The following is a 15,012-nucleotide window of genomic DNA, read 5'->3' as shown; positions in this document are numbered from 1 at the left end:
CCGTTCCGGCACCAGCCACGGCCTTCCTGAGTCCAGCCCTCGGATGCCGATGTTCCGGCATCATGACCTTCATGGCGGACGAACCGGACCTGCAGACGGCAGCAGCGCAATTCGACCGAAGCACGGTGACGGAAGCCGAGACAGCAGCCGAAGACGAACGCAAGCAGGTGCTGTCGCGGTTCCCTCTGGAAGAGTGGGCGACGATGCCGTTGTCGCGCTACGCCCTGGGGCAGCCGGCGCCGTCCGCGGACGGACCAACGTACTGCAGACTGATGGAGTTCGGTACCCCGAACCTCGGCAGCATCAAGGGTGGCAGCGCCGCGAAGCACATCATGTACCACCACAACTCCGGCGAGTGGCGGCTGGCCGCTCCGCTGCGCGGGATGGAGCCGCAGGAAGCGTGGGAGAAACTGCGCGAACAGTTCGTGCAGGCCTTCGAGGCCGTGGGTACCGGGGACTTCGACGCCGTGGACGATCTGGAGGTGCTGCGATTCGGACCGGCACTGGTGACCAAGTCCCTGGCCACGTACTTCCCCGAGCACTTTCTGCCCATCTACGCGGCCGAGCATCTGCGCCGGTTCATCACCCTGCTGGGGGGCTCAGCGCATACCGACGCACCGGCCTGGCACAGCAACCGTCATCTGCTGGAACTCGTCCGCTCCTGCCCGGAGTTCGACGGATGGAGCGGGCAGCAGGTCATGCGCTTCCTGTACCTGAGGTTCGATCCGCGCCCGCGGCAGAACACGATCTGGAAGATCGCACCCGGTGAGCGCGGCCGGTTGTGGGAGGAGTGCCGTGACGGCGCGGTGATCCGCGTCGGGTGGGACGAGCTCGGTGACCTGGGTCAGTACCAGAGCGACACCGAACTCAAACAGGCACTCGACGCGCGCTGGCCACGCAGCAGCGGAGGCAGCCTGACACTCGCCCGGCGGTTGCTCGCCTTCCGGGACCTGGAGCCGGGGGACCGGATCGTCGCCAACCGCGGGACGGACGAGGTCCTCGCGACCGGCACCGTCAGCGGTAGCTACCGCTTCGAGCCCGACCATGTCGAATACCGGCACGTCGTTCCGGTGACGTGGGACGTCTCGCACGCGCGGAAACTGCCGGAGCCGCAACACGGCTGGCGGTCCACGTTCGCCAAGGTCGACGCGGCCCTCTTCGCGCGGATCTCCGCGAGTATCACGGCCCCGGGCACACACACCGCGGAGCCGCACACCGGTGATCCCGTCATGCTGCCCGAGGACGTCGAGAACGTACTGGAGGCACTGGGCCGCAAGGGACAGGTGATCCTGCACGGACCCCCGGGAACGGGCAAGACCCGACTCGCGCTCGGTGCCGCCCTCGCCCTCACCGGTCGGGCGGACGCCCTGAGCTCTCCGCCCGAGCAGCGTGCCGCCGCCCAAGCGGAGATGTTGCGGGCCGGTCGCGTCCACATGGTGACCTTCCATCCCTCCTACGGATACGAGGACTTCGTCGAGGGCTTCAAACCGGACATGAACGTCACGGGTCCCGGACTGACGCTCGCGCTCACCGACGGGGTGTTCCACACGCTGTGCACCCAGGCCTCCGCCCGCCCGGACGAGGAGTTCCTCCTGATCATCGACGAGATCAACCGAGGTGATCTACCGCGCATCTTCGGCGAGTTGGTGACGCTCCTCGAACTCGACAAGCGCGGCCTGCCTCTCACCCTGCCCGTCAGCCGACGCACGTTCTCGGTACCGCCGAACGTGCGGATCATCGGGACCATGAACACGGCGGACCGTAGCATCAGCCACCTGGACGCCGCCGTACGCCGCCGCTTCGCCTTCCTTCCGGTCGGCCCCGACCCGGATGTCGTGTCCGGCACCGTCGGTCCACTGGACCTGGCACAGTTCTTCGAGTCCCTCAACACCCGCATCACCCGGCATCTCGACACCGACCATCAGATCGGACACGCCTACCTGCTTCGCGACGGCGAGCCGATCGCCACCGAGGAAGATCTGGCCGCCGCCTTCCACCACGAGGTGATTCCGCTGCTGGAGGACTACTGCCTCGGGCGCGCCGACCTGCTGCACCGCATTCTCGGCGGTCTCGTCGATGCGGACACCGGGCGTCCCGCGCTGATGTCGCCGCAGGACCTCGTCGCCGCACTGGCCAGCGAATTCACCAGCGGCACGCCGGGCCCCGATGCCTGATCGCACCGCGGTACGGATCGGGGAGTACGGCTCAGCCCTGCTGGCGGACTCACAGCTCACGCCCCGTGACGTCATGCGTCTGGGCGCCCTGCAGGCGCACGGTCGTCTCAGTTTGGAACAGACTCCGACAGGATGGCGACTCAAGGCCGGTGCGACGGTCGGCCTACTGGTGCTCGACCGCATCCGTCTGGTCATCGAGCCCAAGTTCGCCGTTTCCGGCGATCGGCTCATGGGCTGGCTCGCGTACGCCCTCGGTGCGCCGGCTCCGCTCCCGGTGACATCACGGCACTGGGCCGCCGGCCCGGAAGGCTACGCCGACCTTGTGGCCTCGGCCCTGCTGGAGCAGTGCGAGCGGCTGCTGCGGGAGGGACTGCGCCGGGACTACGTACGCTGCCAGAATGTGGAACCGGTCCTGCGAGGACGCCTGGACGTCGCGACCCAGACGACCCGCCGTTACGGACAGCTGGACAAGCTACACATCCGCACCTTCGACCGGGAGACGAACATCTGGGACAACCGTGTCCTGGGAACCGCGCTGCAGGTGGCCCGCGCCCTGATCACGAGCCCCGACCTGGCCCGCGACCTCCACACCATCGCCGACGCGTTCCCGAAGGCCACGTCTCCCGACGCCGCCCTCCGCGCCCTGGACCACATTGGGTACACCCGGCTGAACGCCCGCTACCGCGCCGCACACACCTGGGCCCGGCTGTTGTTGCGCGGCGGCGGCGTGACGGACATCCTCACCGACCGCGGCATCGCGGCGGACGGCCTCCTGCTCGCCATGCCCGCCCTCTGGGAGGCCGTCGTCCGGCGTCTGGTCACCGACGCCGCCATCCCGCACGGCGGGCACGCCGTCCCCAGCAGCGGCGCGTCAGGCATCACCGTGCGGGGCGACCTCGGTATCACCTCGGCCTTCCGACCGGACGTCCTGCTCGGCCTTCCTGGCCGGGACCCGACTGTGCGCACGCTGTTGCCGGTGGATGCCAAGTACAAGCGCTACGACCGCCACGGTGTCGGTGCCGCGGATGTTCACCAGCTCCTCACCTACAGCGCCGGCTACACCTCGAGCGACGATCGGCGTGCCGTAATAGTCCACCCACGTACCGGTGGGCACTCTTACCGTGCCCTGCAGGTCGACAGCCCGCGTGGGTGCCTCGGAAACATCCACGTCCTCGGCGTCGACACCCGCACACTCCCGCAGGAGGCGACGGCATGGGTGGGATCGGTGCTGCCGTTGACCGGCAGGTGACGACCTTCCCGTGTACCGGGAGGTCCGCGTCTCCGGGCAGCCGCTGCTCAAGACGCACACCGTAGTCGCCGGCGACCACGCGTTTCAACGCCGGTGATCCTCGATCACTCCGTGTCGAGATGATCCACGAAAATGCCGATCAGTACGCGGCCGCCGAGACGTTGCTCCGGCAGGCTGAAGTGCACGCGGTTGCGATGCGGTTCCTTCTTCGCGTGCCATTCGCAGTGATAGATCTCCCCCTCGTGCAACACGTCCCGCTGTCTCATGATTTTCGGTTTCGATCGCGTTCTGGGACTCTCCGGTGACAATACGAGCCCGTGCCGGCCCAGCTCGGCCTGCACATCCGCCGGTTTCCCGGCATGCTTGGCCAGAGCAGCCGCGAAATGATCGTGCACCACGGACAGTACGCGGACGACCCAGTCCCTCATCTCCCGGTACGTCCCATCGAACTTGCGGAAGGAAAGGGAGTCAGCAAGGACCAGGTCCGGAAACGCCTCCCGTGCCCGGTCGAAAAAGTCCGGCTCGGCCACGTCCTCACGGGCGAACAAAGAGCGCCAGAAAGAGGTCAGCGCCGCCGGCTCCGCCAAGAAGAAGACCTTGACCTCCGCGGTCGCGCTGTTCGCTCCGTCCACGGCGGAGACGGGCTGCCAGTCCCGGCGATCCACCGCCGGGAAGACGAGGCAGGCGACATGATGCCGATGGACCGTGTGCCACCAGGCGTATCCGACCGACCAGGCGAACTCCCGCCTGTGTCCACCGAGCTCCACCTGATCGGGCAGGCCAGGCAGGGCTGTGTCCCAGGCAGGGCAGCGGTCCATCAGGCGTGCCATCCTCACCCGGGCGTCGCGGCCCGCGCGTGGCGTTCCGCCCTCGTACAGGACATGGAACAGCTCCCGCCCGTCCGCGCACTCGGCCTCGGTCCACCACGGTGAGACGGCTACCTCGTGCCGCTCCCGTAACTCCGCGAGGGCGTCGCTGAACTCTTCCATCAGCTCCGTGAGCTGCTGCTCTGTCAGTCTCCGGAAGTCGAAGGACGTCTCATCCACCACGAACCGGTACGGTTCACCGCGCCCTGCGTCTGGCACGTGCCAGCCTCCCCAAGTCCTGCTCGATCTGGTCGAAGAATCCCTCGGGCCAGTCCGTCAGCTCGCCCCGCTCCGTGAACCCGATCGGAATCGAGTCGGTCTCCTCCGTGCCGAAGAAATGGACCAGGCCGGCTTCCGGAGCCAACACCCCGTCCTCCGCGACCCCGAGCCTGGCACCGTTGAGCACATGATCGCTGTGAGTCTCGACGATCACCTGAGCGCCCGTGCCCGCGACCCTGGCCAGGAACCGTCCCAGCTTGGACTGGCCTCCCGGGTGCAGATGAGCCTCGGGATTCTCCACGATCAGCAGATCCCCCGGCCGGGCCAGCAGTCCGGCGACGATCACGGGCAGGGCGTAGGAGAAACCGAAGCCCATGTTGGTGGGGCGGATCGGCTCGCTCAACAGGCCCGGCTCCTGGAACCGGATCGTGCTCGCGGTGATGCCGGGCGGCCACTGTGCGGTGATTTTGATCGGGCGGATGATGTCGGAGGCCCAGGTCTCGACCTGAGTGCGCAGGATGGTCACGCCGTGCGTCGCCGTGGTGTCCGGGTGAAGCAGCGTTTCGGGGACCTGATCGCTTTCGTGCAACGCCAGGACCTGCGCCGTGTACTCGCCCTGCACGCCCACGCCGATGGCGTTCGGGTGCTCCGCGGACACGCCGAGCTGATCCCTCGGCCCCAGCCGCTCGGCGCAGAGGTAGGTGAACTCGCTCCCCCAACCGCTCAGTTCGGGAAGGGCCTGTTCGGAGTCGAGAAACTCCAGATAGAGAGCCTGCTCGTCCGGTGCGGCAAGGCGGTACACGACGGAGTCACCGCCGTCGTTGTCCAGGCGGATCTCGATGACGGAGTCCGGCGCGTCGGGATGCAGTACCTCGTGCGCCTCGCCCAAGGCCAGTCCGTACGGCCCGTTGAGCTGTACCACGCTGCTGCCGCTGTGCATGTCCGCCAGTTGTCGGGCCAGTAGCAGTGCTTGAATGGCCGTGCTCTTGCCCGTGCCGTTGAGGCCTGTGAGAACGGTGAGCGGGCGCAGCGCGAACGAGGCGTCGGCGAAGCGCTTGAAGTGGCGCACGCCCAGGGAGGTGATCACTTGCCGGCCTCCGCCGCCATCTCCGTGAGGCGGAAGCGGTACATGACACGCCTGACGTCACCAGTGGACGACGTAATGGCTTCGAGGTACCTGAAGTCGTGCGTCATAAGGCTGCGGGCCTGTGCCACGATCGCGTCCTTCCTCCGCACGAGATCATCAGTGTCGTATCGGGCAAGCGCGAGGGACCAGGTTTCGAAGAGAGGACGGTTGATCGGATTCCGCCATGAAACGTCCTCGGGCCACTTCCTGAAGGCATGATCGCCGAAGACCAGTCGCGCGTTTGTCATGGCCTTGTTGAAGTCCGCCTGGATGCGGGCAACCTTGTCGTCGTCGACCTCACCGACCGAGTCCAGCAACCGAGTCGCCCGGTGCAGGAAGGGGTCCATGGCGGCGTCCTCCACGTACCCATCCAGGCCCATCAGCCAGAATGCCGCGAAACGCAGCGCCATTTCCCGGTCGTTCATCCGGATGTGGTTCCGCATGCCCGTAGCCTGGTAGAACGCGTCCGTCGAGGTCATTTCCTTGAGGATGCGACGGCTCCGGGGACGACTCATGCAGTGCCGGATCTCCTGCGCGTTGAGGGGAGTGCCCAGGGTGTTGATCCGCCGAAAGATGTCGTACATAACTTCCGGGGGAGTCGTGGGGTCGATCACGTGCGCCATGATCTGGGCATTGTTGATACGCCGCTTCCAGGGCGCGGGGAGTTCGTCGAAGCGCTTCCCCTCGACATGGGCCAGATATTCGAGCCCCTTCAGCGCGAACCCCGACTTCTCACCACCGCGGACGAAATCATGAATGGTCGACAGCCGTTGCAGGCCGTCCACCACGCGCAGCAACCCGTCCGCGTCCTCGGCGAAATAGAACGCGGGCAACGGGATCTGCAGTAGGACCGACTCGATGAGCTGAGACTTCTGGACGGACTTCCAAACGCGTCCCCTCTGGAAGTCCGGGGCCAGCTCGAGCGACTCGTCGTCGATCATGTCCAGGGCATTTCGCAGCGAGAACTGCTTGGTATTGACCCTGATCTGTTCCGGGTTCCACGGCCTGTCAATCTCCGGCGGTTCCTCGTCCGCCTCGGTTTCGACCTCGACGTCCATACCCTTGTCGAGGAAGTACTCCTCACGGGCCGTCTGCGCCTTCTGGATCTCCGGGGTGGTCATGAGGCGATGGTATCCGCGCTCTGATCCCTGACCAGCTCCGTCGCCGGAATGTGCACCAGCAGCGGTGGCTCCTTGTCCCCCGCGTATCCCAGGAACAGCCGGGTGCGGGGCCGGGTGACCAGGACGTAGTACAGCATTCGCAGACCGGCGCCGGTCGGGTCGTCACCGGCGTCGAGGTGGGTGTCGGGGACGAACACCGTGTCGAACTCGAGGCCCTTGGCGCTCCTCCGGTTCAGAACGGTCACGCCGGGGCGGGTCAGGTCCAGCGTGCGGTAGCGGCCGGCGCCCTCCCCCACGTAGGTCTGGAGGCGTGAGCGTGGCATCAGGCGCTCCAGGCGTTCCGCCAGCTCCATCTGGTGCCGGGTGTGGCGGAGGATCACACCGACGTGCTCGTCGGGCCGGGTCTTCGTGTACTCGGCGACGCGTGCCGCCACCTGTTGCGCGTTGCCGTAGCGATGCAGAGACGGTGTCGGGCCCGCACGGTCGGGGAGGGCCGGCCGGGTCCCGCCGACGTGGAAGCGGGCGGCCAGGACTGCCACCGGGCGGGTGGTGCGGTGGGTTGCCGTCAGATCATGGCGGTTCGGGCCGGTGAGAAGGGAGCTGATCTCGGCGAGCGTGGACTGGGTGTCCGTGATGCGCTGGCACTCGTCGGCGAAGACGGTCGTACGGGCGCCGATCAGCCGGCACAGCCGGTAGAAGTCCAGCGGCAGGTCCTGACCCTCGTCGATCACCAGCAGCGGTCCAGTGCCGTGGTATCGGGCGGCGGCCACCTGGAAGACGGCCGCCCAGTCGAACCAGCCGTCGTCCGCCTGCGGGGCGGGACGGCCCGTCCGGGCGCGATGCCAGGAATGCAGCCAGCGGTGGACAGTCGACACGTCCAGACCCTCCTCCGGGCCGAGGGCCGCAGCCAGCGGCTCGAGTGACTGGCGGAGCAGGTTGGAGCGGGTCAGGAGGGTGACGGGCTCTCCGGTCAGGGCGAGCATGACCGCACGCTGTACCGCGAGGACGCTCTTGCCTGATCCTGGCGGGCCGGTGACCAGGTGATGGCCGTCGAAGGGGAGGGAGGCCAGCACGTCCTGCTGGTCCGGGGCCAGCGAGAGGAAGTCCACTACCACCGGTCTTACTCTTCCTGGTCCACCGCGGTCGCACGGGCCGATGTGATCACGTCCTCGAAGAAGCCGGGTACCTCGCCGCCGCCGACCACGAGCACCCGGTCCAGGAGGGTGTTGCCCGTCTCACAGCTGGTCTCCGGGAGCAGGGTGCAGGCGTGGCAGGCGCCCCTGTTGAGGTTGCCGAAGCCCTGTCCGGGGTGTTCGGCGCACAGCGGGTCGGCGGAGCACCAGGCCGCGGCCTCGATCATGCGCAGCAGGGTCTCGGCGAGGTGCGGCGGCTCTCCCTGCTGGACCAGGCCACCGAGGGTGCCGGCCGCGTCGCCGGCCGCCGTGTAGACGAGCAGTCCGGCCTGGTCGCGGTCGGCGCGGGCGTAGACACGCTCCCGCAGACTCGCCGTGGTGTAGCCGGACTCGAACGACAGCTGCCGGATGAGCAGGTGCGCGAGCGTGTGGAGCAGGATGAAACGCGGGGCCATCACCGTGCCGGTGTGTGCCTCCAGCCGGTCCTTCTGGAAGCTGCGGTCCAGGTCGGCGCGGATACCGAGCACTCTGCTGCGTACGGCGGGGTCGCGCTCCCAGTCGGCGAGGCGTCCGGCGTCGAGGGTGAGGAAGACGCCCTCGCCGTAGACCTCGACCGCCGGGAGCCAGCGCAGTCGGCGCGAGGTGTCGGCGGGCACGAAGGTGGCGTCCGGAGCGACTCGGGTGAACCCCTGCAGCGCCCGTACCTCCCGCAACCGGTCGACGAGCACCACCTTGCCGATCCGCTCCCGCAGGGTCGTCCACGGCGCCTGGTTCTCCCCGGCCAGCCCCAGGCCGGTGTGCCGGACCACGAAGTCACGGGTGGCCTCCGGTGCGGGCGCGGTGAGCGCCGCCCACTCCTCGCTGCTGAGGTCCGGGTAAACCGGTTTGTCCAGTGCGGCGGCGGTGGTGACGGGCGTGCCGGCTTCCTCGGCCAAGAGGGCGTCGATGAGCGCGTCGTCGGCCTGGGTCTCCTGCTTGATCATCTCGCGCAGGGCCGGCGCGTTCGGGCCGTTCGGTGCACTGCACAGGGCGAGCCACAGGGTGCTGGTCCGCACCCGCTCGGCCGCCTCGCCCTCCCAGACCGGAGGTCCCTCGGCCTCGGGGATGTCCAGCGCGGAGTGGACCACGGGGTAGTAGAGGTTTCCGGCGGTGCGCTGCACGACCTGAACGGTCTCGCGGCAGTCGACCCGCTCCGTCGCGCGCTGCCAAGGGTTGCGTCCGGAGCAGCGCAGGCCGTGTGTGCCGAGGATGTCGAGGAGGTCCCGGGCACCCCGGCACTTCGGCACCGTGCAGACGACCGAGAGAGCCTCCAGGCCAGCGGCGCGCTGTTCGACGCGGAAGCTCAGCTGTGCCCGGGAGTCCCGGGACTCCCGGGACGGGCAGGCCTGACGGTCCTCCGGGTCGAGCCGGGAGTGCGCCCAGAACCACCAGTCGACGTCGGAGAGGTGTCCCGCCTTGCAGATCTGCACGAACCGCATCGGGACGAGCGGGCGCCTCGGTGAGCACAGGGGGCATTGCGGAGGAGTGCCCGGGGTCTCGTCGGCGATGCGCCAGCGCCGCATGCGGCGGCAGCTGCCGCAGAACAGCCAGGTCGGGAACCGGATGTACGGGGCTCCGGGCGCGTCCTGGTTGTCATAGCGGTCGTTGAGGGTCGGTGGGGCCGCGAAGAAACCGCTCACTCGCAACCGTGTGGCCAGCCGTGGTGAGTCCACCGGCTGTCGCTTGCGCGGCCAGTCCGCGATGCCCGTGGCGACGAACGACTCGCCCTGGATGTCGAGGACGGCCCCGACACCGAACGGCAGCACGGTCTGTGCCTGGCGCACCCTCAGTTTGCGGCTCATCGGTCGGCTCCCTTCACCGTGACCTGGCATTCGCGGTCGACCGTGCGCAGGGAGTGCGGGGTCTCCCATAGGCCGCCGTACTGCTCGAAGTTCTTCAGCAGATTCAGATGTCCCTTGCCCTGGCCGCGGTAGTACAGCGGCTTGCCCGCGTCCCGGGCCTCCTGGGCACGCTGCTGCCATGCGGCGAGCAGCCCGTCGAGTTCGTCGCGCACGGCGTCCGCGGCGCGCGGGTCGCTCGCGCGCACCCAGGCGACGAGCTCCTCGGCGAGTACCACGGCCCCTGGCAGCTGGTCCAGCAGCTCACCCGCCTGATCCTCCGCCGCGAGTCCGAGACGGTGCCGTACGAGCACCACCAACGCGGCGTGCAGGGCACGCCGGCGGGCCGGCACCGACCAGGGCGTGACACTGGTCGGCTCGACGTGCCGGTACAACGAGCGGTGGTAGACGCCGAAGGTCTCGTAGTGCGACCGGTCGCGCGGGCGGGTGGCGTTGAAGAAGGCGACGACGAGACCGGGCACCTTGTCGCGGCCCACGCGGCTGGTGGCCTGGATGTACTCGGCGGTCGTCTTCGGCTGTCCGAGCATCAGCATCAGCGCGAGCCGTTTCACGTCCACGCCCACCGACAGCATGTTGGTGCAGGCGAGGAAGGAGATGGCCCCCGGCTCGGTCCAGGGCTTGGCCAACCGGTCCAGCAGCACGGGCTGTTCGGCCCGGTTCAGGTTGCTGGTGAGCTCCTGCACCTGCTGATCGGTCAGCTCCCGGGCGCCTGCGGCACCGCCCATGCCGGCGAGCTGGGCGGGGATCTCGTCTCCGGTCGCGGTGACCGTACGGCCGAGCTCGCGCAGGCTGTGGTGGTAGGCGACGAGGGTCCAGTACGCGTCCCGGTGCTCTTCCGGCAGTTCGTACGCGCCCTGCAGCATCGCCGCCGCGGTGGCGACGGAGGCCCGACCCGCGGTGTGGCCCTGGGCCATTACGCCCAGGTAGCGGCGGCCCCGCCGGCCGCGAGGGCTGGTGTCGGGTTCGGCGAAGTACGAGTGGCGTGCGTCGAGACCGGCGGACGGGAACAACTGCACCTCCCGGCCGTAGAGCCGGCGCACCTGCTCCTCCGAACGGCGGATGGTCGCCGTCGACGCCACCACCTTCGGGCCTCGTCCCTCATGCACGCACAGGGACAGCACCGCCGACTCGTACAGCCCGGTGAGTGAGCCGAGCGGGCCGGCGAGCAGGTGGAGTTCGTCCTGGATCACCAGGCTGGGCGGGCGTCTGCCCGCTCCCCCGGCGCCGAAGAACCGTCCGGCTCTGGCCTCCCAGGCCAGACGCGCGAACTTGTCGACGGTGCCCAGGACGAAGGTCGGCGGTCGGTCGTAGAGATGGTCGTCGACGACGGCGACGGGCAGCTCCTCGTGGAAGAAACACTCGTCGCGCGGGCAGAAGAACGCGAAGGACGTGGCCGTGGCACGGATGCCGTAGTCGCCCCGGTCCGCGGACTTGGCGTGCGGCAGGATGCGCGTGCCGCACCAGGGGCAGCGGTCGAGAATGAAGGCCTCCCCCGGGTGCGCCGCGTCCCGCAGGTTGTCGAAAACCTGTTTCGCGTCCGCGTAGCGGTTGGGCACGGTGGTGTCGCCGACCCACAGACCGATGGTGAACGACTCGCTGCCAAGCCGTTGCGTGTCCGCATGGCGCAGCCGTTCCAGCGCGCAGACCATGGTGGCGGCACGCTGGAACTGCTGAGTGGTGAGCAGACTCAGGGTGTAGCGGCTGAGCACGGCGGTGCCGCCGCCGTCCTCCTGGAAGCGGCGCAGCACCATGACGAACGCGGCCAGCAGCAGGTACGCCTCGGTCTTGCCACCGCCCGTGGGAAACCAGATCAGGTCGACGGTGTCCCGGTCGGGGTGCCCCGGGTCCACCGCGCCGTCCAGCGCCAGCAGGAAGAAGGCCAGCTGGAAGGGACGCCACGCCGCTTTCGGGTCGGGGTCGGGTTCGAGAAGCACGGCCGTACGGCGTTCTCGGCGCTCACCGGCCTGGTCGCGCGCGCTGTGCCGCATTTGGAGCGCCATCGCCTGGTTCGCGATCCGGAAGGCGGCGAGGATCTCCGGGCGCTCCGGATCGCAGAGCGTCTCGATGCCGGATTCGATGCGCGTAACGGCGGCCTCGATCCTGGCCAGAATGCGGTCGGCGGCCGGGCGTCCCCAGGGCGGGACGTCGAGGGTGCGCTGCTCCTCGTACCAGGTCCGGTACCCGGTGGCGAACGCGCGGAGCTCCTTGCGCAGGTCGCCGACGGCCACCTGGCCGTCCGAGAGACAGGCCAGCCGCAGGACGGGCAGATCGGTCGGCCCGGCGGCCCGGACATCGGGAACATCGACGTGCGGCAGCAGCTCGGTCTTCAGCCCCACGACCCGCCCGTCGGCGAACACTTCGCCGACCGCGCACCCGTGACCGATGGCGTAGGTGCGGACGTGCCGGTACTGCAGGCGCAGCTCCTGCTCCTCCTCGTCCCGGCTGATCAACGTGGTGCTCGGATACTGACGGATCCGGCCGCCCGGCACGGTGACAGCCAGGCGCGCCTGGAACAGCATGCGGTCCCAGGGGGGTGTACACCGGTCCTTGTCACTGGCCCGGGCGGCGTTCACCAGGCCCACGGTAACGAGGTGACCTTCCCTGAACGACCGCCAGTGGACGGTCAGTTCGCCCTGCCCCCCGAAAACCTTGACGGGACTGTCGCCCTTGGGCCCGACGGTCCTGGTCTCCTCGGGCAGCGGCTCACGCCGCCACTGCCGGGCCCGCTCCCCCTGTTCGGTGAGGTAGCGGGCGGCGGAGCAGGTGACCTGCAGTTCCGTGGCGTCGGTGTAGAAGCTGATGCCCAGTGAGGAGGGCAACCAGGAATTGACGGAGGGCAGCGGGTCGACGGCCGGGTTCGTGTCCTCGCGGACCTCCTCCGTTCCCTGGCCCTCGTCCTCGTCCTCCATGTCGCCCGCCAGGCGCATTTGCCCGTGCAAGTCCGCATCACGCGGGTAGAGGGTGCCGACGAGGTACTGGCGGTCGGGCGGGAACAGCAGAACCTCACGTTCACCGTCCGCCGGACCCATCAGCTGCCTGCGCAGGTACGCGGTCAACTCGTCCCGTGGATCCATCGTGCCCCCCTTGCAGCGGCCGGTACGTGCGCGGCCGTTCCCACCCGGCGTCCCCACGCCGAGACCGGGGATCCTAGCGCCGATTCCGGTACGTCTGGGCCAGTTGTCGTATCCCCGTGGCACAGTCGTCCCATGGCAGGCATGACGCCGGGCTCCCGGGGGGACAGGGAGCAGGGGATGCGGCTGGCGCTGGGGGCGCTGCTGAGACGGCTGCGCGAGCTGGCCACGGACGGGGCGGTGACACGCGAGGAGTTCCTCGCAGCCGCCTCCGACCTCGGCCTGAGCGAGGACCAACTGATCCGTTTGTCAGATGAGTTGAGGAAATTCGGCATCAGGGTCGCGACTTCTCGCCGTCCGGCGACTGCGGCCGACAGCCGTTCGGCGCCGCTGCGGGCGACTAACGTGACCGGCGCAGCGACGGCGATCCGTGCTCCGATGCGGAACAGTACGACTCTCACCGGATCGGCCAGGGCGACCGCCGTGGGGCATACGGTCGAAAACCGGTCGCCCGGCCCGGCCAGGCCGTCACCGCGGGGCGAGAACCTGGGCCCGAGGATGACAGCGGTGCTGAGGCTGGCGCAGCGGTACGCCGACTGCGCAACCCCGGCCTCTCGTGTCGTACCGGGACTTGCGCGACTGTGCGGGCTAGACGACGACGAGACCGGCCGGCTGGCAGCAGCGCTGGCTGGTCCGGCATGCGTGGAGTCGCCGGTATCGGTCCGTCGACCCACCGCGCAGCCGCAGCAGGCCGGGTTCGACGCGACACGCACAAAACCACCACGCCCGGCGCCCAGCCGCGACGAGCAACCGCAGCAGGCCGGGCAGAAAGCGAAACGGGGTCTGGAGCCCTTGCCCGCCATCCCTGCCCAACCGTCCCCACCCATCGGAGAGAAGCGGTCGGCCGAGGTCTCCGCCGCCAGGTCGCTGCTCGCGGAACGCCGCTTTCTGCGCCGCCCTGCCAAACGCATCCTGACGGCACAGGAGGAAACCGGGCTGACCCTTCTGCTGCGCGGGTGGCCCACCACTTCAGGCTCCCCGGAGCCGACCGAGGAGGAACTCGCCGCCCTGCCACGCAGCGACGTCCGCCGCCAGGCCTACGAGGCTCTCGTCGAGCACAATCTGGGCCTTGTCCACGAGCTGCGCAAGAAATACACGGGCCAGGGCCTGGAGGACGAGGATCTGCTTCACCACGGCGTGCTCGGCCTGATGCACGCGATCTGCAAGTTCGACCCGGCCCGGGGCTTCAAGCTCTCGACCTACGCCTACCACTGGATCCGTCAGGCGATGACACGCGCGATCGCGGACTTCGGCAGCGCCATCCGCATTCCGGTGCACCTGCACGAGGAGATGCACAAGGTGGCCGCGGCCGAAGCCAAGCTGCACGCACTGGGCCGTACGGCCACCAAGGAGGCCGTCGCCGTTGCCACGGGTCTCACGGTGACCCGTGTGGCGGAGATCCGCGGTATCAGCAGGGTGACCGCCTCTCTCGACCGTGAGCTGTTCGAGGGCGCCAACCTCGGCGACGCCCTCTCCTACGACCTGCCTTCTCTAGGTCCCGAAGACCTGCTGTCCCCGCAGTGGTCGCGCGAGGACATCGAGCAAAGGCTGCTGAGCAAGCTCGACGCGAAGTCGGCGGACATCCTGCGGCGGCGCAGCGGCCTGATCGACCAGGAGGTGCAGACCCTCGATGCGATCGGTTCCGTGTACGGCGTCACCAGGGAACGGATCCGACAGCTGGAGACCAAGGCCCGCAACCGGTTGAAGGAGATCCTCACGGAGGAAGAGCAGGCCCCCTCACGCCCCGGCCCCAAGCAGCGGCCGAAGCGTCGCCCGCGCGCCGCGAGGCCGGTAACCCGCATGTTCCGGCCCTCGGCCGGAAACGACGGGCTCTCACCGGACGGGGTGAAGCTGGCCGCACAGCGCATGACGTCCCACCTCGGTCGGACTGCGCTCATCCGGCAGGCAGGACACCACGGTGCACGCATCATTCGTGCGATTGCGGACGGCAGACTCCCCGGTTCGGCGGCGTCCACACGACTGCGCAGGCTCCTCATGGAGTACCGACAGGACCTCGTTGGTCCCGGTCAGGGGCCTGCCGGCTGACAGGCCCCTGAGTAGGGTGTGCACATCGCACCGCGTGGGGAGGACGGTC

9 protein-coding genes are annotated in these 15,012 nt (G+C 68.8%); 3 read left to right on the top strand and 6 right to left on the bottom strand.

The genetic code is table 11. From position 1 onward, the window contains the following. The first annotated feature begins 71 nt into the window (after positions 1-71). Positions 72-2,174 (top strand): McrB family protein, encoded by a 2,103-nt coding sequence (locus ABD335_RS13745; protein ID WP_344322576.1) that lies wholly within the window; start codon positions 72-74, stop codon positions 2,172-2,174. Beyond that, on the top strand, positions 2,167-3,423 hold the full coding sequence (locus tag ABD335_RS13740; protein ID WP_344322575.1) for an McrC family protein: 1,257 nt from the start codon (positions 2,167-2,169) through the stop codon (positions 3,421-3,423). The genes ABD335_RS13745 and ABD335_RS13740 overlap by 8 nt, the downstream gene beginning before the upstream one ends. A 104-nt stretch (positions 3,424-3,527) precedes the next feature. Here the strand turns inward: ABD335_RS13740 and ABD335_RS13735 are convergent, their stop codons facing one another. The 6 genes from ABD335_RS13735 to ABD335_RS13710 are packed head-to-tail and all read right to left on the bottom strand — an operon-like array spanning position 3,528 to position 12,860. Beyond that, positions 3,528-4,472, bottom strand: coding sequence for a hypothetical protein (locus ABD335_RS13735; protein ID WP_344322574.1), 945 nt, complete (start codon positions 4,470-4,472; stop codon positions 3,528-3,530). Between the two features lie 13 nt (positions 4,473-4,485). Beyond that, positions 4,486-5,595, bottom strand: coding sequence for a DUF3696 domain-containing protein (locus ABD335_RS13730; RefSeq protein WP_344322573.1), 1,110 nt, complete (start codon positions 5,593-5,595; stop codon positions 4,486-4,488). Beyond that, the gene (locus ABD335_RS13725) at positions 5,592-6,755 is read right to left on the bottom strand and encodes a GmrSD restriction endonuclease domain-containing protein (protein WP_344322571.1); all 1,164 of its coding nucleotides are present in this window, start codon (positions 6,753-6,755) and stop codon (positions 5,592-5,594) included. The genes ABD335_RS13730 and ABD335_RS13725 overlap by 4 nt, the downstream gene beginning before the upstream one ends. After that, a complete protein-coding gene (locus tag ABD335_RS13720) occupies positions 6,752-7,870 on the bottom strand; it encodes an AAA family ATPase (protein WP_344322570.1) in 1,119 nt (372 codons plus the stop codon). Before ABD335_RS13720 ends, ABD335_RS13725 begins: the two co-directional genes overlap by 4 nt. Positions 7,871-7,875: 5 nt before the next feature. Continuing rightward, positions 7,876-9,729: a DrmB family protein gene (drmB, locus tag ABD335_RS13715; RefSeq protein WP_344322569.1), complete on the bottom strand. Its 1,854-nt coding sequence runs from the start codon at positions 9,727-9,729 to the stop codon at positions 7,876-7,878. After that, on the bottom strand, positions 9,726-12,860 hold the full coding sequence (locus ABD335_RS13710) for a helicase-related protein (RefSeq protein WP_344322568.1): 3,135 nt from the start codon (positions 12,858-12,860) through the stop codon (positions 9,726-9,728). Before ABD335_RS13710 ends, drmB begins: the two co-directional genes overlap by 4 nt. A gap of 177 nt (positions 12,861-13,037) precedes the next feature. On the opposite strand from ABD335_RS13710, the gene ABD335_RS13705 reads away from it, so the two are divergent. Further along, entirely contained in the window at positions 13,038-14,963 is a 1,926-nt protein-coding gene (locus tag ABD335_RS13705) for a sigma-70 family RNA polymerase sigma factor (RefSeq protein WP_344322567.1), read from the top strand. The last annotated feature ends 49 nt before the right edge of the window (positions 14,964-15,012 follow it).

The sequence above is a fragment of the Streptomyces macrosporus genome (genome assembly GCF_039533145.1).
Lineage (GTDB): Bacteria > Actinomycetota > Actinomycetes > Streptomycetales > Streptomycetaceae > Streptomyces > Streptomyces macrosporus.
Note: the sequence above shows the minus strand (reverse complement) of the source record. Positions and strands in the feature narration are given on the sequence as shown.

Coding starts and splice junctions, on each gene's coding strand:
- ABD335_RS13725 (WP_344322571.1), bottom strand. CDS start 6,755: ATGACCACCCCGGAGATCCAGAAGGCGCAGACGGCCCGTGAGGAGTAC.
- ABD335_RS13710 (WP_344322568.1), bottom strand. CDS start 12,860: ATGGATCCACGGGACGAGTTGACCGCGTACCTGCGCAGGCAGCTGATG.
- ABD335_RS13740 (WP_344322575.1), top strand. CDS start 2,167: ATGCCTGATCGCACCGCGGTACGGATCGGGGAGTACGGCTCAGCCCTG.
- ABD335_RS13705 (WP_344322567.1), top strand. CDS start 13,038: ATGCGGCTGGCGCTGGGGGCGCTGCTGAGACGGCTGCGCGAGCTGGCC.
- ABD335_RS13745 (WP_344322576.1), top strand. CDS start 72: ATGGCGGACGAACCGGACCTGCAGACGGCAGCAGCGCAATTCGACCGA.
- drmB (WP_344322569.1), bottom strand. CDS start 9,729: ATGAGCCGCAAACTGAGGGTGCGCCAGGCACAGACCGTGCTGCCGTTC.